Here is a 20,473-nt window from a genome sequence, read left to right on the forward strand (position 1 = left end):
TTAGTCATATTAGATATGTTAACTTCAAAAGGTATTATTCGAAGTGACAATAGATCTGGAGATATTTTATTAAGCGTAGGATTAGTGGCGTTAGGCCTGATCGGATTTTTCATTGCATTTTACATGAGCAACAAAGATAAATGATTCATTGTATAGCACAGGTCACAATATAAAATCATCATTTAATAATTGCTTTTCGGAGGATTATATGGCATTCACTAAATACCAATGTGTCAAACAACAAGATATTAAAGACTGCGGGGCTGCCTGTCTCGCCACTATAAGTAAAAACTATGGTCTCAACTATCCTATAACTAAAATTCGCGAGATGTCGGGAACCGATAAAATGGGTACCAGCGCCTATGGCCTTGTTAAAGCTGCTGAAAAATTAGGATTCACTGCCAAGGCTGTAAAAGGGACTCACGAGGCATTCTTCGAAGATTTCCCCCTTCCGGCTATTGCTCATGTGGTCATAGACCAAACTTTATTGCATTACGTTGTTATTCATAAAATCACAAAAAAAACAGTTGTCGTTTCGGATCCTGCGAAGGGCATTGTTAAATATACACCAGAAGACTTCTTTAAAATCTGGACCGGTGTTCTCATATTAATGGTTCCTACCCCTCAGTTCAAAAAGGGTGGTGAGTCCAAGGGTTTATTCACTCGTTTTTTTGGTTTACTTATTCCTCAGAGAAGAATGCTACTAGGAATTTTTTTGACATCCATGCTCTATACAATATTAGGTATATTATCAGCCTTTTATTTTCAATTTCTGCTAGATGAGATTCTTCCTTTTGGCTTAAAGAAGACTCTGAATATAGTATCCATTGGAGTAATCATTCTATATCTATTCAAAGTTTTATTGAACGCTTTTCGTAGTCACATTCTACTAACATTGAGCCAAAAGCTTGATATTTCGCTAATTCTCGGCTATTACCATCATGTGTTGAAGCTACCCATGAACTTTTTTGGTACTCGCAAGACGGGGGAAATCATCTCAAGACTTATGGATGCCTCTAAGGTACGGGATGCCATCTCCAGCGCAACCCTAACCATCATGATCGATATTATCATGGTTATTGCTGGGGGGATCATTCTTTATTCGCAAAGTGCCCTTTTATTTGGTGTAACTGTGCTGCTGGTTCCTTTGTATCTAGCGTTAGTGTGGGGATTCCACAAGCCATTCGACCGGTTAAACCGTGAACAAATGGAGAAAAACGCCCAACTTACCTCCTACATCGTTGAATCCATAGACGGTATCGAGACGGTCAAAGCCTACCATGCGGAGTCTAAAGTTGGCTTTGAGACGGAACAGAAATTCATCACGTTTCTGAAATCCGTGTTCAGCTTTGGTATTTTCAATAATATACAAGGCTCGCTAAAAGGTGTGGTTCAGTTGCTTGGAGGTGTAGCAATCCTCTGGGTAGGTGGTAATCAAGTAATAAAAGGAAATATGACCATGGGTCAACTTATCACTTATAACTCATTACTTGCTTACTTCCTTGAACCTATTCAAAATCTCATCAATCTCCAGCCTACCCTGCAAACAGCTGTTGTAGCGGCGGACCGATTGGGGGAAATACTCGACTTAGAAGCGGAGAAGCTTGAGGATGAGGACAAGAAGATTCAACCTGCTTCATTAAAAGGTGATATTAGATTTGATCGTGTCAGCTTCAGATATGGTACACGTTCCCTTGTACTTCATGATATTGATTTGAGACTTAGACAGGGCGAGAAAGTCGCCTTTGTCGGTGAGAGCGGCTCGGGTAAAACCACCCTGATCAAATTGATCATGCAATTTTACCAACATGAAAAAGGCGATATCTTAATTAACAACTACAATATTAAAGATATTCATTTAGATAGCTTGAGACAGCGAATCGCATATATATCACAGGATACTTTCTTTTTTAGCGGAACAATCCGGGAAAATTTATGTCTGGGTGTCAATCAGGATACGGATCTGGAACAAATTGTTTCGGCCTGCCAGACCGCACAGGCACACGAATTCATTAATCAGCTTCCACTCCGCTACAACACTTTGTTAGAAGAAAATGCTACTAACCTTTCCGGGGGACAGAAGCAGCGACTAGCTATCGCCAGGGCAGTTCTTAAACAGCCCGATATTCTTATAATGGATGAAGCCACTAGTAATCTGGATTCTACAACGGAGAAGGCTGTATCGGAGACGATTAATGCTTTTGAAGACATGACTACGATTATTATCGCTCACCGGTTGAGTACAATCATGCGTTGTGATCGGATTTATGTCATGGATCAAGGACGGATTATTGAGCATGGAACTCATCAGGAGCTTCTGGATTACCGTGAAAAGTACTATGAATTGTGGAAAGATCAACTCCCTGGAGTTGAACAAAAACAAGAACATAACAATCAATATGCCGCAGGAGTAGGCGAGGTGTCTCTTGTATGAGCGCACAAATACATAACTTATCAGAAATGACAGATAGCAGAGAAATCATGGAATCCAAGACCAGTCCTGTGATTTCCATTTTCATACTTATCTTATTCATTCTATTGGGGGCTGCGTTAGTCTGGTCCTATTTTGGCCAGATCGATGAAGTTGCCAAAGCCTCTGCTGTAGTTAGACCCAATGAAAAAGTCAGTACCATTCAGACTTCATCTATGGGAAAAGTGGAACAGGTATATGTCCATGAAGGGATGCAAATTAAGCAGGGCGAGCAGTTAATTTCCTTTGAGCATAAAGAACTTGATATAGAATTATCAAATCGTAATTCAGAAATCAATAAGCTCACTAAGAAACTGCACTATCTCGGGCTGTATAAACAAAGCATTAGCAATTTAGATAATCAGTTTTCTTCTGAACGTGCAGATGAGGGTTACTATTATGACATGGTAGAACAATTTCTCCTTGAATACAGCCAGCAGCAGCAGACCTTTCAAGGAACCCAGGATCAGCTTACAGCTGCCATTCACGAGAATATAGGCTTGCAAGATTCTGCTACCTTTAGTGCCGAATCTAGTTCGGATAAATCTCTTCAGAATAAAATTGAATTGGAACGAAAAAAGAAACTGCTAAATGTTGAAATTGCAAACGAGAAATTGCTTGTGCAATCCATCAAAGAGAATCAAAATCTTCTTCCAATTGAAGATACCAAACGGACGGAACAATATAATACATACCAAATTAAATATGTCCAACTGTCTAAACAATCTGCTGAGAAAAAAGAAATCTACAATTGTTCGCTCAGCTTGGGGGACCGCCTTGTGCCTCAATCCCAGATTACAGATGAACAGCATCAATATGAAAGTTCATATTTGCAAATCAACCAATTCCAAACCGAAGCCGTGCTCAGCTCAGAAAGCAATATCACCAATTACAATCAGCAATTGGTTGAAATAGAGGTCAGCCTCGATTTTCTAAAAAATGGGCACGATCCATCAGTTTCAGAACGAAAAACTTTAGAAATGCAAAAGAAACAGCTGGCTGAGCAGCAAAATGATCTACTGAATCAAGAGAAGCTTAACCGTTCATCTGAAGCAACCTCATTGAAAAAACTGAAACTTGACCGTATTGTACAGATTCATTCAGCAGTAGAAGAAAATAAAAGAACCTTAATTACGCTGCAAGAGGCTGTTAAGGGACTTGAGCTTGAACGAGACAAAAGACTGCTGATAGCACCAATTTCCGGGACCATTAATATTTTAAAAGAAACCAGCATCGGGGACATGGTACAATCCGGCGAAGCCTTGATCTCCATTATACCTAGCAACGAGTCAAAATATAAAATGAGCATCGCTGTACCTAATGCTGAAGCAGGAAAAATAGCGATTGGCAATAAAGTTGATTTCAGCTTTTCAGCCTTTCCTAAACAAAATTTTGGTTCCCAAAAAGGTACGATTACATCTATCAGCACAGATTCAATTGTTCAGCAAGACGGTCTAAGCTACTATCTGGTGGAGGCAACGATATCCAATGACCCACTTGTTAATCGCAGAGGTGAACGTGGAGAGCTTCGTGTAGGAATGATAGCGCAAGCCTCTGTTATTACCGACTCCAAGAAGATCATTGATTTTGTTCTTGAAAAAATCAACTTAAAGGAATAGTGAGGTTGCCAGCTAAATGTTAAAGAAATCAGCTCTCTTGATACTCTCCTTCTTATTACTCCTATTGCCGCATTCCATTACAGTTTATGCTAATACGCAGGTATCTAGCGCAATAAAATCGCTTTCCATGGAAGAAGCAATCCAGCTAGCATTAACTAACTATGTAGATATCAAGCTCTCACAATGGAATATTGCAGAAACGGATTCCAAATTTTCATATGTATCATCTGAAGAGAAAAAGTTGGAGCAAAAAAATGTAGTCACAACCAGCGGGCTGCTGCCAGTAAATCCTGATATTTTTATCAATAGTATTCCTGGTTACGGTGATTTAAGTGAAGAAGAACAGGCAGGGGTCAATCAATCCATTCTCATTCAAATTATGATTAACACATCTCTGAATCAATGGGTTAGCGCTCAGAATGAAAGCCAAAACAGTTACAATCAAGAGACTAAAACAGTGCAGCTTAAGGAATTTCATGACCAGTTACGCACATTAGAAACAGATAAAGTAATTAATCAGTTACGACTTCAAAAAACAGAAGCCCTCATCCGCTACTATGCTGTGCAGAAATATTATCAACTCTCTTCTCTAAAAAAAACGATTGAATATGACAAACAAGAAAGCCAATATTGGTTTCAACAGTCTGAGGATACCTTGCGGTCCTATGAGCATGGTCTTCTGTCTAAGAGAAGTTTGGACGATTTTAATCGTAAAAACATAGTACAAAAATCTATTTTTGAACGTAACCTTCGAAGTTATGAAGCTCAGTTAGAACAATTTAAGCTTGAGTTAGGATTATCATCCTATTCAGAAGTCCTTCTAGATGATGTCATTTCCAGTACACCAGAGCCTGTGAATTGTAATACAGTAATTAGCCTCTCTAGTAATTATGATTTACGCGAAGAAGATGCACGTATCACACTCGCCAAAGATAATCTTGACGCAGCTAAAGCTTCCGATGCTGAACTCATCACTTATTATTCAGTCCTATGGTCTAGCCAGATTGCACACAAAAATATAGTACAACAACAACTCGAAGAAAAACTGGCTAGTTATAAGCCGGAAGCAAATGAAATTGATTTTGAATATTCAGAACTAAAAGAGCAGCAATTGGAACTCGTACGCGTCTCCCAGGATAATGATACTCTCCTAAATAGCGGGTTAATCTCAGCGGCTCAGGCAGATCAGGACAAGCTGGATTTACTAAACTTAAATCGGCAATTCGATAAGCAAAAAGTAAAGTACGGTTTATTCCAAGCAAAAGTTACTTTGGCTCTTAGTGGAGTTATCCTCTAATAACCATTAATTTATCATTCATAACCCAAAGGAGATATCACAAGATGAAAACCATATCTAGCCTAATCGCAGCAACTCTTCTTTCTACCGCTATCGCCTGGCCTGTCCATGCCGCAGAGAAGCCAATCTCCATTCAGATCAATCAGCAACAGCTCGCACTGAAGGGACAGGCTCCCTTCAATGATAATGGTACAATTGTCGTTCCTTTTCGCCCGGTTTTTGAAAAACTAGGACTTTCAATCGATTGGAATCAAACCACAGGTACCATAACGGGTACTAAGGAAGGGCTTACGATTACACTGCAACTAGGCAGCAAGCAGGCCAGCGTCAATGGTGTAATAACCCAACTTTTTGTTGCCCCTAAGCTCATCAATAATTCCACTTACATTCCGCTGCGCTTCGTTGGGGAGGCTACAGGTAATGAAGTCTCCTGGAATGCACACTCGAAGACAGTAACCATTACAGGCAAGACTAACCAGGTAAACCCGCAGGAAATCAATGCTTTTTTTGAAAAATACGTAACCTATACCAACAATGAGAATTATGAAGGGTTCATGAGCCTAATCGATAGCAAGTCTCCTCTTGTGATCATCAGGCCACAGATTAAGAGCCAAATGGAACAATACGATCTGACCACTTCACTTGATCAATTAGAGGTTATCAGCCTTCAACCCACAGAGGCTACGGTTCACACCGTTGAAACGACTACACACCTCAGCGGTCCATTCACCTTAGACAATACCTCTGAATATATTTATAGCTTAACGCGTACTGCCAGCACTGAAGACTGGAAAATCAACAACCTGCAGATTAAAGGCGTACAATATATACTCCCAGATAAACTGCTGAACGCTAAGCCAGCTGTGACGAAGTCGGATGAAACGGATATATTAGCTGTGCTTAAGAGCAACTTGGACTATACCAATGCAGAGAATATTCAAGGTGTGCTATCTACTATTGATCCTGAGTCCCCTGCTCTCGAACAAACCAAACAGCTCTTCAGCCAAATTTTCACAGTCTATGATCTAAAGTTCACTCTGGAATCTGCCAAAATCATTCATTATACCCAGGATACCGCAGCCGTATATATGGTTCAGACGAGCATCAAGCTTAAGGGTCCTGAGTTTCAGGATAACCGCTCCACCTCTGTCACAACGCTGAAGAAATCCAAAGCAGGCAAATGGATGCTGGATCAGACCTATCCGATTAGTGTAGACAAGTTAACTCCATAATTATAAGGATTTGTAACAAAACAAAAAAACGGCAAGCCCCATTAACCCGGAGGCTTGCCGTTTGCTTATCTAAAGCGCCGGAGCTCAATCTTACCCGCTTCCCCTACGTTCTCTGGCTGATACGGATATAGAACAGTTCCTAAATAGTTGGGACCACAATGGCCAATCTTTCAATCAATTCCCATCTCTCGCTGATATTCATCTTACTGTAAATACTCTTAACGATATTCCGCACAGTTCCCTCTTTCACATTAAGGTCGTTGGAAATTTGCAGCGCCCCTTTTCTTAGTGCCCAGTGATACGCTACCTCTCTCTCTCTAGGGGATAATCGATACAAATCACACTTCTCCTGAAATATGTACTCAATTAACTTCGGGCTTCGTTCCTTCAACTTCAACACAATCTTTTCGGATAATTGTTTAATAAAGAGAATCGAAAAACCAAGTTGCCTCTCGGCTTCAAATGAGATGTCTATATATCCACATATACAATCATTTATCATTATAGGAGCGCATACACAATTCCACTCTTTAAACATTGGCATACTATGCTCTTCTCCACGCACTACTGCAATTGACTCAACCTCCATCGCTAAAGAAACTGCATTCACTCCAGAGATTTGCTTCGAAAGATTAGTTCCACTCCTAATTCCATAATGATCTACTTTCTCCTGAAACGTTTCGAACGGACTGACAATATTAATAATATTGCCGGCTCGATCTGTTAAGAAAAAGACAAAGGGCAATAAGAGAAATTCCATTACTTTCGCCAATTCTGAATGTAATACTTCAACTAAAATCTCGTAGGGAACCAGCTCTTCTATAGAAAAGGATTTTTCTGTTTTGAGGTTACTCCAGGGTTGGCAAAATTCACACACGGAATTATTAGATTCTTTATCTACATCATCTACCGTAAACCAGGCACGTTCGCATTCAACAATATTCAAACAATCCATTCTCCCAACTTATGGTATTAATGAAACAGAGCATATCATATCACTCCCTTCAAAGGAAAACAATGACATAATTAGTTAGGGTTGTGGGAGATTAGTAAGAATTGAAATAACATTGTTTAGATTATTTTTCTATGGCCGATTATTTGATAAGAACTTTTCACCTGTCCTGTATTCTTTAAATTTCGTCAAAAAAGAATAGAGCATAACAATTACCACTTGTCTATATCCTACCTAGAATATATACGAAATCCATTTTTTCTATGAAAATAGGGATATTCGTTGATTAGAAAAAAATTTCACAATGGAGTCTGAGACTAGCGAGAAATCATGCTCAACATATTTATATCTGTTACCCTGAAAGGAATGAATTTTATCAAGAGTTTAGTAGGGATTTTCAGTAGAAAGTATACAAAGTCTATTCCATTTTTACTTTTGTTTTCATTATTTATATTGGCGTTTTCTGCGGTAAATAGAATATTCCCAATAATATCTTTTTTAATAATTATGTTAAATGCTCTGTACATTGTTGTGAAAATAGCAATATTTAAAATTAAAAAATAAATATTTATTTCAGGGGGGGATATTGCAATCTGGCAAAGCGCCTTTCAGCCTTTCCTAAACAAAGTTTTGGCTATTAGTTTAGACAAGTTAACTCCATAATTATAAGAATTTGTAACAAAACAAAAAAAAACGGCAAGCCCCATTAACCCGGAGGCTTGCCGTTTGCTTATTTAAAGCGCCGGAGCATTAGTCTTTTCTGCTCCTTTACGTTCTTTTGCCGATTTACGGAAGTAGAACAACTCGTAAATCGCCGGCACTACAATCAGCGTAAGCAGTGTTGCTGCGGTTAATCCGCCAATGACTACAATCGCCAAGCTTTGCGAGACGATGCTGCCCATCTCGGCATGGCCGAACAGCAGCGGTGTCATGGCGCAGATGGTGGCAATCGCCGTCATGAGAATCGGACGCATCCGTGTTCCGGCAGCTTCTAGAATAGCCTCGTGGATACTCATATTGGCTTCATTTTGCTTAATCCGGTCAATGAGCACAATGGCATTCGTAACAACAATACCTATTAACATCAACGCCCCGAACAGAGCAGTGAAGTCAGGCGTTACACCGGACACGATAAGTCCAACAATCGCACCAATCGCCGCGAGCGGCAAGGAGAACATAATCGCCAGTGGAGCCCGAAGGGTTTTAAAGGTGAGTACCATAATCAGATAGACCAACCCGATGGAGATCAATGCCGTCATGCCCAAGTCGTTGAAATCCTCTGACTGATCAACTGACGCTCCGCCTGCAAATAAGGTCACGCCTTTCGGAAGTGTAAGACTATCGGTTTCTTTTTTAATATTCGCACCGATCTCAGATACCTTCTTCGGATCAACCTCTGCTGTAATTCGTACATACGGCTTCCCATCTTTATGGAACAACATTGCTGGTTCATTCCGAACCTCGTAAGTTGCGAGCTGAGACAGTGGCTTCGGCCCCTCAGCCGTCATGAGCGTCAGCGCTTTTAAATCCTGCTCCGTTTGCGGCTGAACCATAGGATCTAACACTACACCTGCTGCGTCACCATCGAGCTCAATTTGCCCCATTGGAATCGGATTAAGCATCGCTGACAGCTGCATTGAAATCTCTTGCGCATTACTTTGCGCCGGATCTACCTTAAAGGAAAATACAGGTTTCGTATCCTCCATATTGCTGCTGACTTTTTGAATTCCCTCTACGGTCTTCAGCTTAGCGGTGACTTCTGTTGCTACAGTAGTAATATCCGCAAGATTATCTCCGACAATATCAATATATTCACTGGTAGAGCTGGATCCCATCATACTCATTTGGTTAGCAACAAGTGTTGCTCCAGTGTATGAATCTTTTACCTCACGAACATGATCAATAAAAGCCTGAGCATCTGCACCTTTTTTCATAACAACGGTATAGTCCACTAAGGTTTCAGAGGTAACACTCCCCCACTTAGCGGCGTCCGCACTATTCCCTGATTGCATGATTACCGTTTCTGCTTGTGGCTGCTTCATCAAATCTTGTTCTAACTGCTTTCCCTTTTCCAAAATATCTTTGACAGGAACATCCTTCGGATAATTCATCTGAACAGAAACATAGCTGGCATCCGAAGCATCGAGCGCCCCTTTGGGCATAGTCACATAAGCAGCAATGGAGCCAATCAGAAGCAGGAGACCCAACGATAAGCTAACCCATTTACGGCGAAGATTCCAGTCCAGAAAGCGGATAAACCATTTAGAAGGTTCGTGTTCTTTCATTGATGTTCTTCTCAGCAGCCATGAGCTTAAAAGAGGAACAACCGTCAAAGCTACTACTAGTGAAGTAAGCAATGAATAGGTCACTGTTAAAGCAAACGGCAGTAGGAAAGCTTGCAAACTACCACGCAAGAGACCCATCGGCAAAAATACTGCTACGGTAGCAATGGTTGATGAGGTAATCGCTCTAGCCACTTCCCCAGTTGCACTAATGATCATTTCACGGGAAAAGGGTTCTTTTTGCAGCCTACGGTAAATGTTCTCAATCACCACGATACTATCATCGACCAAACGGCCTACCGCAACCGCGACTCCCCCGAGTGTAATGATATTCAAGCTTATGCCGGAAATATTCAGCAGATATAAGGTGACTGCTAACGAAAGTGGGATGGATACTGCCGTAATCAGAGTAGCCCGCAGGTTACGCAGGAACAACAGAATCACAATCGTCGCAAATAATGCACCTAGCAATACCTCACGCATCATACTGTTCACCGAGCTAACTACCATATCCGATGTACTGAATACCACTGCTGCTTCTGCATTAGGAATGGTTGTATTAATATGATTTACGGCAGCCTGAATGTTATCTCCGACACTGACTGCATTCGCATTAGCCTCTTTGGTCACTATGGCGAATAGAACGTCTTTCCCGTTCGAACGACTGACACTTTCCTGATCCTGCTTCAATTCGACAGCAGCGATATCCTGTAGCTTAACGCCCGCAGATACAGGAAGCTTTTTCAAAGTATCCATACTATCTATCGTAGAAACTACGTTAACATTGCCGGTCTGCCCACCAATCGTTTGCTCCCCAAGGGATGCCGATACATTACGTCCTTGAAGTAAACCTAATACTTGTGGAGTCGTGACTCCCTTCTCAGCCATTAATTTCGGGTCCAGCTTAACGCTGACCTGCGGAGTTACCTTACCATATAAAGCAACGTTCGCTACCCCTTCAGCTTTTTGCATCTCTGGAATGATAGTTTCTTCCGCAAGCTTAAGATTCTCTTTAGTCAGGCCTTCGTCAAAAGCAAGAGTAACCTGTGATACAGGAATCATGGAGGTATTCAACTGAAGTACAAAAGGAGCCATTACCCCTTCCGGGAACTTCAATGAATCGACGACCTTCTGAACCTCCTGCGCAGCATCCTTCATATTCGTTTTCGAATCATAAAAAATATTTACCTGCGCATATCCGTCTCCGGAAGTGGACAGTATTTCCTTCTTCCCTTTCACAAAAGCTGCTCCAGCTTCTATCGGCTTCGTTACATTAGTCTCCATAGCATGTGTATCCTGGCCAGGACCCAGCACAGTTACAGTCACTTGAGGATTATCCGCCTCTGGCATAAATTCCATCGGTAGCGAAGTGTAGCTCATCCCTCCCACCACAAGAGCCATGACTACTAAAAGCCCCACCGCAGCCTTGTTACCGAACGACCATTTTGTTAACCATTTCATTTTCTTTTTCCCCTTCCACTCCACATGATTTCTGGCACTCCCCTTATGTCTGTTTGATTATGTATTAATTTCCATCCCGAGATTTAGTTTAGTCATTTTTGGCTGAACTCAAAACAGCCCTACGGCTGGTTTCGTACTCAGTCTTAAGACGGGGAACTTTCCCCTTCTGTAGACAGATCCCCGTCCTTTTTCTTGATGATGGCAACTGGAACGTGAGCATAAAAAAAGAGCCCCGTTAGCCATATAAATGACCAACAGGACTCCCTTTTGTAATGGTTTATTTCCCTTCCGCACGTACTGGATCACGGAACATAAATTTCAATAGTGGCGGCGTTACAAGTGTAGTTACAATGACAACAATAATGACCGAAGTAAAATACTGTTGCTGTAACAAGCCGCTTTGCAGCCCTGTGGCGGCAATGATCAACGCAACTTCCCCCCGTGAAATCATCCCAGACCCAATAATGGCAGACGAGTGGTTATCAAAGCCTGTAAGACGCGCACCCAGACCGCCACCAAACAGCTTGGTCAGAATGGCAACAACCGTAAGCAAGATCACGAAGCCTATTTGACTGCCTACTCCTTCAAAGGAAACACTAAGTCCTATACTTACAAAAAAGACCGGCACAAAAATCGAATAAGCAATCGGCTCGAGCTTGGATTCTACCGTGTGCTTAAAGGAAGTTTGCGAGATAGCAATCCCAGCCGCAAAGGCACCAATGATTCCTGCCATCCCCATGATTTCAGCAAAATAGGCGAATGCGAAACAAATCATTAACGCTGCTGAAATAATCGCCTCTGTCACCTTCAACGGAGCCATCCATTTCATGACCCGAGGAACAATGAACCAGCCGGCAATAATCGCTACGGCAAAGAACAACACCTTTTTCCCAATTAAAAGACCAATAGAAACGTCTGTACCTGTACCAAAAAAGCTCATCAGAACAGCGAGCAAAATAACAACTAGAATATCATCTACTACGGCAGCCCCCAGAATTGTAGAGCCTTCACGTGTGTTCAGCTTATTCATATCTTTTAACACCTGCACCGATATGCTGACCGATGTTGCACTAAGAATAACGCCCATAAACAAAGCATTATGATAAGCAAAACCAAACATTTCTCCTAAGGCGAACCCACCCAAAAAGGGTAATATAATTCCACCGACGGCTACTGCAAAAGCTGATTTCCAGTTCTTGCGCAATTGATCCAGATCCGTCTCAAGCCCCGCTATGAACATTAACAGTAGAACACCGATCTCAGAGATATAATGAATAAACTCTCCATCCTGAACCCAGCCCAGTACCGCAGGCCCCAGTATGATTCCCACAATAAGCTTACCTAGCACAGCTGGTTGCCCAAGCCGCACAGATAGATCACCAGCTACTTTGGTGAACAATATGATCAGCATAAGATATAAAACAAACTCCATCTTTCAATCCACTCCCTTGTTGTATATAAGAACTGCCAACCAGGAGCTTCTCCAAGCCAAAAAAAGACAAAGAGGAGCCCTTGTTGACAGGCTCCTCCAAAAAACAAATAATTATTCAATTTAACTTTATAAATTATATTATACCTATATTTAAAATAACTGTAAACCAGATGCGCCGATAATATAAATTATGCACATTTGATTTGTTCTAGAATTGAATTGCTTATTTCAGATAGAACACTTCACGTAAGGGCTGCATAGGCACCTCATCATTGAAATCAAATGAACCTTCAACCATCTTAGAGGTAATCGCATTCCAGCGGTTGCAAGCATCACTTTTGGCAATGTAATCGAAAGCCGCCTTACTATCCTCACACTCATAACAGTAAAAAAATTGATTGCCATTCTGAAAGATGGAATAGTTAGAAATACCAGCCTTACTGTGCTCCTCCAAAATTTCTGGCCAAGGATTTAAATGCATAGCTACATACTCCTCTAAACATTCTTCCTTCACCCGCCATGTCCAAGCCAATTTATTGCTGCTCATCTGCTCATCCTCCTAGAAATCCCCTCTTTTACACATATTAAGAACTAGGGACATTTGATACCTATTATTGTACCTGAATAGAGTAGTCCAAGCTATGCATATCTATATGATCTGTAAATTTTTTAAGCGTTAATTCCGGCTTCACTCGGACGTAGAATAGCAGAACCAATCGCCAGCAGCACCGCGGCCATAAGACCCAAGATGGCAAAAGGCAGCCATAATTCATTCCAGCCTCCACCTGTAGCAGCGATATCGATCGCTTGGATCGCCCATTTTTGCGGTACAAAATTAGCTGCCTTCTGCATATAATCCGGCATAATGGATAACGGCCAGAAACAGCCTCCAAGCATACAGGTCGGGGTCAGGATCAGCGAATTAAGCATGCCAGTATTATTGGGATTGCGAATCAGACCTGCTACCGTACTGGCTAAGCCCATGGAAACGAGCATAAATGCTGCAAGAACCAAAAAATACAAGTAGAGCGGTAATCCAAAGTCAAACTGCAGTACATAACGGCCCAAAGCAAGTACTACAACAATTTGAATTAACCCAACAATGAAGCTTCCCAGAAAATTACCGAGGGCAATCTCATACGAACGAACCGGGGCACTGAACATACGTTTCATTGTTCGTTCTCTTCGATCATCCATAATAAGCGACACTGAACTTGTAACCAGCCCCATTAAGAACATCAAAGTAAATCCTGTGACGATGCTTAAGCCCTCTTTGGGATATAAATCATAATCTGTTCTTATACTGCCTACACTATGTTGCTCAGCTCTTTGCATTACGGCAGCAAACTGTGAGTCCGAGTCCGTAGCCTCAGTCCGAGCTGCTCCAATTAGTCCAGCAGTGTTTCGCATTTCATCAGCAATTACACTGATTTTCATTTTTACCATAATGGATGTTTCAGTAGCCTTAAGCTCATACACACTAATTTGTGGCTCTTCTCCAGCAAGCAGTGCGGAGGTGAAGTTTTGCGGTATCAAAATACCGGCTTCTCCGTTCTGATCGATAATACTCTCCCTCAAATCAGCCTCATCTGTCTTCTCTACCAGCTTATAATCACCGGTATTCTCCAGCTCGGTAAGCAAATGTTTGCCCGCTGCACCATCGTCCATATTCGAATATAAAATAGTAGCCGGTCTCTCACCCATACTTCCACTAATTGCTACTACCCCGGCCACGACAAGACATGGCAGAAGAATATACGAAAGCAGCCCATTCCGAGAACCAATCGTTCTTTTCACCATATTCCAAGCAATCGTTAAGATCTTATCCATGGTAACCTACCTTCCGGTACGAGATAACCGCTGCACTGAATAGAACCAGACAGATGATCGACAAGACCAGCAGATTCGGCAAAATCTCTGAGACCTCTGCATGCAGCATCATTTTTAGAACAGCTTGTAGTACCCAGTGATTCAGGGTAAATGCCCCGACCGAGTTCACCCATGATTCCGGAAGTGGAGCCATCCCTCCACTAATGAAGGTCATGACCACAGTGATAACATTAACAATACTTCCTGCACTTGCTTTAGTTTTGCAAAACATTGAAATAACAATCGATAATGTCATGGAAGCTATGATCATTAAGAGACAGAAGAGCAGCAGCAAGCCCGGACGATTGCCCCAATTTACGCCAAACAACAAATGAGTCAGGATAATAATCGCTGCGCACTGCACTACACTTACAACCCCTACGCCTAGCATTTTACCAATAAACAGCTCAGAACCTTTTACCGGCATTGAGGTTATTCGGAAGAGGGTGTGATTTTCTTTTTCATTAAAAAGAGAGGTACTGACGGTCAAACCGCTATATAGCAGAAACATCAGCATCATGGATACCGCATAGAATTGGGAGGCTGTATAGGATCGGCCACCTTCACTGAGCGCCCCAACCTTAACAGATGGCTGCTCTCCCAAACTTGGTGCAGTAGCAGTCAAAGCTTCTGGACCCAACGTCATAGCTACGGATTGCTTATAGTTAATATTGTTCAAAAAGTTATCGAATACCGTCCCCGCAACCATGTTATCTGTCCGATCTTTGCCCAGAACAAACTCTAGCTTTGCAGTTTCGCCGCTTTGTACTTTCTTATCGAAGCCTAGGGGAACAATAACTGCATAACCATATTTCCCGGCGCGCAGGCCACTTTCCGCTGTCTCTCGGCTCCCTACTTTGACCGGAATAATGATATCCTTAAGCTCCGGCGTCTTCAAAAAGCTGTCTATCATCGCCGAGCTTTCATACCCTTCTCCAGAAAGATTAACTACACCAACACGTACAGGGTCAATCTTAGACGCTGCCTTATCACCGATTACACTGGAGAGGGAAGCACCCAGCAGAAAGATCAAAAGCAGCGGTAGCAGAAACATATTAATGATGATTGAGCGTGAAATAAACAGCCTGCGAAGCTCATAAATCATAATTGTCCAAATATTTCTCAAAGCGTTCTCTCCCTCCTTTAATCGCGCAATGTCCGTCCTGTCAAACTAAGGAATAAAGTCTCCAGATCCGGCTCCTCAATATTTAAAGAACCAATAACGCCTTCATGTTTAGCAAAAATAAATAAGATATCCTGCAGCTCATCCTGTGAGGAGGGGAGATACATTTCTACCGTTCCCTCTTTACTTTCCACTCTCGTGATCCGCGGGTGTAGACTAAGCTCATTGATTAGCTCCGGGGTGATGTTCGTTGCTTTGACCACTATTTTTTCTTCCTGAGAAACCCGTTCCCGCAGCTCCTTTTCCGTGCCACAAGCAATGATATGTCCCTTATCCATAATCGCTACCCGATCACAAATGGCTGCAACCTCTTCCATATAATGACTAGTGTAGATGACGGTTGAGCCAAGCCGATTCAGCTCTTTGACCGACTCAAGGATATGATTACGAGACTGCGGATCAATTCCTACGGTCGGCTCATCCATAATAATCAGCTTTGGATGATGCATGATGGCACAAGCGATATTCAAACGTCTTTTCATCCCTCCGGAGAAGGTGGCTGGTTTTTCTTTGGCCCGGTCACTAAGTCCTGTGAAAGCAAGAGCTTCCGCCACCCGCTCTTTCAGCAATTTTCCCCGCAAACCATACAATCTTCCGAAAAAAGTTACATTTTCTGCTGCTGTCATTGTATTGTACAAAGCCAAATCCTGCGGAACTAAGCCGATCTTTTTCTTAACCTCCAGTGCATACGAAGAGACTGATAACCCATCAATAACAATGTCTCCACTATCAATCTTTAGCAGGCCGCAAATCATACTTATAGTTGTACTTTTACCTGCCCCGTTCGGGCCTAGCAGGCCAAAGATCTCTCCTGCTTGAATCGTAACATTCACATGATCTACCGTTAATTTGTTCTCATACCGTTTCACCACATCGGTCAACACCGCGATTGCCATCTCTTATCTCCCCTGTCGTGTGTGCTTCTATATTTTCAATTTTATTCTAGGTTGAATTTTTGCGGATGTACGAAAGGTCATTTTTTGAAGGTGACTAAAGTCATCTCCTGAAGTAGTGGGATAATATGCTAAGATTATTAAAAAACATAAAGGATGACTAAGGCGTGCCCAGAGAGCTAAACTTATTGCGTTACGGACTCATCTTAATCCCTGCGTTTATTACCATTTATGTCTATCAATATAACGATTATGGAATCTTCACGCTGCATATCCTGATGCTTCTATTCCTTGTGGTCATGGTGCCAAAGCTCCCTCGATCCATTCATGCTTTGATTAGTATCATTGAAATCTTGTTCACGGCCTGGTTATGTTATCAATATGGCAGCATGATGATTTTCCCCGCTATATCAGCACTGCTTTATTATTCCAGACTCCAGCCTAAAGCAGTGCCTTACGTGTTCACAGGTGTACATCTGATAGCTTTGAACGTTGCACTCCAGAATTCTCCATCGCTCGTAGTGACTTACATTAACCTTTCATTTCTGCTCACTGCCTACCTAAATAAGCTATTATTGAAAGCTGGCCAGCGGCGCGAAGACACTCTTCTTCTATATGATGAGTTGCGCAAAAAGCATTTCGAGCTTGATGAAGCTCGCAACCGCCTGCTGGAGTTCAGCGCGCAAGTAGAAGAGTCTGCCCAGTCCAAAGAGCGCGTCCGAATCTCACGCCAGCTCCATGACGATATCGGCCACCGGCTAATCCGGATTAAAATGATGATGGAGGCCGCCCTCCAGACCTTGCCCACCTCTCCCGAGAGTGGAATGCAAATGATGGAACTGATTCGTGACCAGCTGTCGGCCAGCATGGACGATATGCGGTCCGCAGTTAAACGTATCAACTACACCCCGAAGCTTGAGGGAGCTTATGCGTTAGACCGGCTGCTCGAAGAGATTGGGCGTGAGACGGGGATCGAGACCTCATACCAAGTTCAGGGCATACCTTATCCGCTCTATCCTAGTATCCAAGTGATCCTGTACAAAAACGCCCGTGAGGCTATAACCAACGCCTTGCGGCATGGAAAAGCAACGTCCATCCGGATCAAAATTGACTACGCGCAAGCAGGAATCACTATGGAGGTTAGCAACAATGGATCACTTCCAGAAGAAGAGAAGCTCCGCAAATTATTGGGGAGTGGTGGGGACGGGATGAAAGGCATGTACGAGCGCACTCATCTGATCGGTGGAACACTCGAACTAAGGCAGGAGCCACATTTTACAGTCATTACGCGGCTGCCCATTTATAAGCAAGATGAGATTGTATAACGAAAGGAGCCATGCTAATGATTAAAGTGTTAATTGTTGATGACGACCCCTTTATTCGCCAAAGTCTGCAAGTATTGCTAGGGATGGACCCAGATATTGAAGTTGTTGGAGCAGCTTGTGAAGGTAACGAAGCCTTGGAATTACTTCAAGAAGGATTAATGGCCGATTTGGCTCTGATGGATATCCGCATGCCCGGCTGCGGTGGCGTTGAAGGAACGGAGAAGATTAAGCAGGCTTTTCCGCAAATTGCGATATTGATGCTGACCACCTTCGACGACGATGAATATATCATTGAGGCACTACGTAACGGAGCTAGTGGATATTTGCTCAAAAACATACCGCCAGACCGGATCATCCAGGGCATTAAAACGGTTTTTGAAGGGAACATGCTTATCCACCCTGATATCGCCCGCAAGCTGGCAACCTTTCTGCAGCCTACGGCACGGCAAGAATTGCCACAGGTACAGCCACTGGAATCCTTCGGATTGACCAAAACAGAGCTGGCTGTAGTGGCTTCTATCGCTGAGGGGCATAGTAACAAAGAAATCGCCGGACAGCTTTTTTTAAGCGAGGGCACCGTCAAAAATTACATAACGGATATATTAAGCAAATTAGAGCTCCGCGATCGTACGCAAATTGCAATTTTTTATTTGAAGAATAGGCAAGGTTGAACTAGTAACATATAGCATATGAATAGTCCACTGCCAAAGTTAGTTTTTCTTACGGACTCCAGTGACGCGCTGCTCCTTGGACGCGGGTTCGGACTCCAGTGACGCGCTGCTCCTTGGACGCGGGTTCGGACTCCAGTGACGCGCTGCTCCTTGGACGCGGGTTCGGACTCCAGCGACGCTATTTACAATTTTATCGGCGTTTGAGCAGAGTTTCGGACCCCAGCGACGTTATTCCTCAGAAAGAGGCTCATTTGGGGTGTTTTTGATGCTAATAGCGGCTTTGGGGTCCGTTACCATTCTAAAAAAGCGAAAATGCTGCGATTAGGGGCAACTGGGTCCGATAGCAACTTCTCGCACGCGAAATTACCATCTAATCAAAAACAAAGATACCCCATTCACCATTTCATGGCTTATAGGGCATCTTCTAGTTATCCTTCCGCTGATTCCTGCTTGGCTTCAGTGGTTTTTTTTCGTTTAAGTTGGCCGTCCGGAAGATTCCGGCTGCGTATGCCTGTCTTCATCCCGATGATGCTGTAGATGCTGGAAGGCTTCGCCTCAGCGGTAATCATCCCATCTGTCTCCGGCACCAAAATAATGCCGAGCTGATGGTGATCCCCATCATAGATCGGGCTTTGAAGGTATTTACTCTCCCCTTCACGGTTCAGCACCTCCAGCTTGCAGAACGCTGGATTCATGCGCAGCGCCTCATGTAGCTGCGCCGCATCGGTCAACAGGACCCCGTTGACCTTCAGTAAGATCTCGCCGGGCAGGATGCCCAGCTCCTGGCCGGGACTGCCCGGCAGCACGGCCAGCACTTTGCGGCCGCGCGGTGGATGCACGAAGATGGGGCTGATGCTGCGCTCTTCCAGAGCGCTGTACCAGCTTAACCCTTCGTGCAGCACAATAGCTGCGAGCGCCGCGACCAGAGTCAGCGGGCTCCACCAAGCGGCAAGCAGGCTTAAGCCGAGCAGGACGATGCTGTAGATCAGCAGTCGTCCTGCAGTGCGGGCCGCCTTGCGCCCGGGCAGCATGCCCTGTGTCATCTCGCTGAAGCCGATGATGACGGGCAAAGAGACGATGCCAAGGCTGCCGCCGAGCAGCGAGTGCCATGGCAAATCCGTTCCTGCTCCCGATGGGAGCAGCAGGAACAGCGGCAGCGGCCAGAAAGCCTGCAGCTGATAGCCGCCGACGACCATGCCGCGCTTTCCCTTCAGGAAGAGCGGCGTTGCAAGCTTGGCCCCTTGTCTGCGGGCCAGCAGTGCCTCCGCCATATGCAGCAGCGCAGCTAACACTAGCAAAGCAGGAATATCCATCTCCCGTATGGCGGTGGTAATATTCCCTACCGTTCCACTATCTAAAGCATCTGGAAAGAAAGAAATTACAAACTGAATGATACCTAACAAGCCTATAGAATACGCAAAGCACAAATACCGTACACGCAATAGCGACAACACGAGACTAACTACCCAAATGCAGGCTACAGCCGTACCTGATAATGATATTCCTAGCAGAACGGCTGCTATAGAGACGACCAAACCCATGACTAGACCACTCCATACCGTCCGCCACGTTTCCTGACCCCAGCTATGTAATTTCACATGTATCAGCTTTCGTTCTAATGCCACCTGCCTACGGTAATATAACGCAATAAATATAATAGCAATGTAGTAATACGGCTGGATCAATAAGTGTAAGAACGCAGTGCCCAAGCTTCCTAACAGTTCCTGAATCACATTCAAACTGTTCGTCACACTCCTTTTCGTCCGATGACTGATTTGTATATATTC

Annotated in this window: 14 protein-coding genes; 6 read left to right on the forward strand and 8 right to left on the reverse strand. The window is 43.4% G+C overall.

All coding sequences use genetic code 11. The features are described from left to right. Positions 1-208 precede the first annotated feature (208 nt). Genes NSQ91_RS29520 through NSQ91_RS29535 form a run of 4 tightly spaced genes read left to right on the forward strand, consistent with a single transcriptional unit; the run spans position 209 to position 6,618 of the window. Positions 209-2,434, forward strand: a complete 2,226-nt coding sequence (locus tag NSQ91_RS29520) for a peptidase domain-containing ABC transporter (protein ID WP_076303623.1) — start codon at positions 209-211, stop codon at positions 2,432-2,434. Further along, positions 2,431-4,089 carry an HlyD family efflux transporter periplasmic adaptor subunit gene (locus NSQ91_RS29525; RefSeq protein ID WP_076303622.1) on the forward strand — a complete coding sequence of 553 codons (1,659 nt, stop codon included), beginning with the start codon at positions 2,431-2,433 and terminating at the stop codon, positions 4,087-4,089. The genes NSQ91_RS29520 and NSQ91_RS29525 overlap by 4 nt, the downstream gene beginning before the upstream one ends. Before the next feature lie 16 nt (positions 4,090-4,105). Then, positions 4,106-5,386: a hypothetical protein gene (locus tag NSQ91_RS29530; RefSeq protein WP_076303621.1), complete on the forward strand. Its 1,281-nt coding sequence runs from the start codon at positions 4,106-4,108 to the stop codon at positions 5,384-5,386. 44 nt (positions 5,387-5,430) lie between these two features. After that, positions 5,431-6,618: a copper amine oxidase N-terminal domain-containing protein gene (locus NSQ91_RS29535; protein ID WP_076303620.1), complete on the forward strand. Its 1,188-nt coding sequence runs from the start codon at positions 5,431-5,433 to the stop codon at positions 6,616-6,618. A 139-nt stretch (positions 6,619-6,757) separates the two neighbouring features. On the opposite strand, the gene NSQ91_RS29540 is transcribed toward NSQ91_RS29535, so the two are convergent. The 7 genes from NSQ91_RS29540 to NSQ91_RS29570 all read right to left on the reverse strand — a co-directional run bounded on the left by NSQ91_RS29540 (position 6,758) and on the right by NSQ91_RS29570 (position 16,693). Next, on the reverse strand, positions 6,758-7,564 hold the full coding sequence (locus tag NSQ91_RS29540; RefSeq protein WP_076123811.1) for a helix-turn-helix transcriptional regulator: 807 nt from the start codon (positions 7,562-7,564) through the stop codon (positions 6,758-6,760). A 740-nt stretch (positions 7,565-8,304) separates the two neighbouring features. Further along, the gene (locus NSQ91_RS29545) at positions 8,305-11,313 is read right to left on the reverse strand and encodes an efflux RND transporter permease subunit (protein ID WP_076303618.1); all 3,009 of its coding nucleotides are present in this window, start codon (positions 11,311-11,313) and stop codon (positions 8,305-8,307) included. A gap of 277 nt (positions 11,314-11,590) precedes the next feature. Beyond that, entirely contained in the window at positions 11,591-12,745 is a 1,155-nt protein-coding gene (locus tag NSQ91_RS29550; protein WP_076123814.1) for a cation:proton antiporter, read from the reverse strand. 223 nt (positions 12,746-12,968) lie between these two features. Next, complete coding sequence (locus NSQ91_RS29555; RefSeq protein WP_038573529.1) at positions 12,969-13,292, reverse strand: L-rhamnose mutarotase; 324 nt, start codon at positions 13,290-13,292, stop codon at positions 12,969-12,971. 122 nt (positions 13,293-13,414) lie between these two features. Beyond that, positions 13,415-14,575 (reverse strand): ABC transporter permease, encoded by a 1,161-nt coding sequence (locus NSQ91_RS29560; protein WP_076192450.1) that lies wholly within the window; start codon positions 14,573-14,575, stop codon positions 13,415-13,417. Continuing rightward, positions 14,568-15,740: an ABC transporter permease gene (locus NSQ91_RS29565; RefSeq protein WP_081383168.1), complete on the reverse strand. Its 1,173-nt coding sequence runs from the start codon at positions 15,738-15,740 to the stop codon at positions 14,568-14,570. Before NSQ91_RS29565 ends, NSQ91_RS29560 begins: the two co-directional genes overlap by 8 nt. 17 nt (positions 15,741-15,757) lie before the next feature. After that, complete coding sequence (locus NSQ91_RS29570) at positions 15,758-16,693, reverse strand: ABC transporter ATP-binding protein (protein ID WP_036678569.1); 936 nt, start codon at positions 16,691-16,693, stop codon at positions 15,758-15,760. Positions 16,694-16,857: 164 nt separating this feature from the next. Between NSQ91_RS29570 and NSQ91_RS29575 the strand changes: the two genes are divergently transcribed. Continuing rightward, the gene (locus NSQ91_RS29575) at positions 16,858-18,015 is read left to right on the forward strand and encodes a sensor histidine kinase (protein ID WP_076279161.1); all 1,158 of its coding nucleotides are present in this window, start codon (positions 16,858-16,860) and stop codon (positions 18,013-18,015) included. Positions 18,016-18,032: 17 nt separating this feature from the next. After that, entirely contained in the window at positions 18,033-18,686 is a 654-nt protein-coding gene (locus NSQ91_RS29580; protein WP_076303617.1) for a response regulator transcription factor, read from the forward strand. A gap of 428 nt (positions 18,687-19,114) precedes the next feature. On the opposite strand, the gene NSQ91_RS29585 is transcribed toward NSQ91_RS29580, so the two are convergent. Continuing rightward, positions 19,115-20,425 (reverse strand): PDZ domain-containing protein, encoded by a 1,311-nt coding sequence (locus tag NSQ91_RS29585; protein ID WP_076144674.1) that lies wholly within the window; start codon positions 20,423-20,425, stop codon positions 19,115-19,117. Positions 20,426-20,473: the final 48 nt, after the last annotated feature.

This window comes from Paenibacillus sp. FSL R7-0048 (assembly GCF_038004505.1).
GTDB lineage: Bacteria > Bacillota > Bacilli > Paenibacillales > Paenibacillaceae > Paenibacillus_AQ > Paenibacillus_AQ odorifer.

Bases quoted from the DNA above. Each gene is read 5' to 3' on its own strand.
- NSQ91_RS29520 (WP_076303623.1), top strand. From the start codon at position 209: ATGGCATTCACTAAATACCAATGTGTCAAACAACAAGATATTAAAGAC.
- NSQ91_RS29525 (WP_076303622.1), top strand. From the start codon at position 2,431: ATGAGCGCACAAATACATAACTTATCAGAAATGACAGATAGCAGAGAA.
- NSQ91_RS29530 (WP_076303621.1), top strand. From the start codon at position 4,106: ATGTTAAAGAAATCAGCTCTCTTGATACTCTCCTTCTTATTACTCCTA.
- NSQ91_RS29535 (WP_076303620.1), top strand. From the start codon at position 5,431: ATGAAAACCATATCTAGCCTAATCGCAGCAACTCTTCTTTCTACCGCT.
- NSQ91_RS29545 (WP_076303618.1), bottom strand. From the start codon at position 11,313: ATGAAATGGTTAACAAAATGGTCGTTCGGTAACAAGGCTGCGGTGGGG.
- NSQ91_RS29550 (WP_076123814.1), bottom strand. From the start codon at position 12,745: ATGGAGTTTGTTTTATATCTTATGCTGATCATATTGTTCACCAAAGTA.
- NSQ91_RS29555 (WP_038573529.1), bottom strand. From the start codon at position 13,292: ATGAGCAGCAATAAATTGGCTTGGACATGGCGGGTGAAGGAAGAATGT.
- NSQ91_RS29560 (WP_076192450.1), bottom strand. From the start codon at position 14,575: ATGGATAAGATCTTAACGATTGCTTGGAATATGGTGAAAAGAACGATT.
- NSQ91_RS29570 (WP_036678569.1), bottom strand. From the start codon at position 16,693: ATGGCAATCGCGGTGTTGACCGATGTGGTGAAACGGTATGAGAACAAA.
- NSQ91_RS29580 (WP_076303617.1), top strand. From the start codon at position 18,033: ATGATTAAAGTGTTAATTGTTGATGACGACCCCTTTATTCGCCAAAGT.